This window comes from Streptomyces sp. SP17BM10, from assembly GCF_036322405.1.
Taxonomy (GTDB): domain Bacteria; phylum Actinomycetota; class Actinomycetes; order Streptomycetales; family Streptomycetaceae; genus Kitasatospora.
Window position 1 is genome coordinate 1 of record NZ_JAQYXB010000369.1, and the last position, 484, is coordinate 484.

At 71.5% G+C, this 484-nt stretch carries 1 protein-coding gene; it reads right to left on the minus strand.

The annotated features are described in order from the left end of the window. Window positions 1-484: condensation domain-containing protein (locus PUR71_RS02815; protein WP_329924692.1), on the minus strand; the 484-nt coding region annotated here is incomplete at both ends.

Sequence of the window (484 nt, forward strand, 5' to 3'; positions counted from 1 at the left end):
CTCCAGGAGCTCCAGCGCACCCACCCGGGCGTCCGGGTCCGCCACCATCCCGGCCAGCAGCCGGACGAACCGGCGCACGAGCGCCTCCGCCGTCGAGCGGTCGAACAGGTCCGTGGCGAACTCCAGCTCACCGCCGATCCCGCCCGGCCCGCCGTCGGCCGTCGTCAGCTCCCAGCAGTCCACCGACAGGTCGAACTTGGCGATCCGGTGCTCGACCCGGAACTCCTCGGTCTCCACCCCGGGCAGGTCCAGCTCGGACCAGGTGTTGTTCTGGAGGATCAGCATGGTCTGGAAGAGCGGGTGCCGGGCCGCCGAGCGGACCGGATTCAGGACCTCGACCAGGCGCTCGAACGGCACGTCCTGGCTGCCCAGCGCGTCGAGGTCCGCCTCGCGCACCCGGCGCAGCAGCTCCCGGACGCTCGGGTCGCCCGACAGGTCCGTCCGCAGCACCAGCGTGTTGACGAAGAACCCGATCAACTCGTCC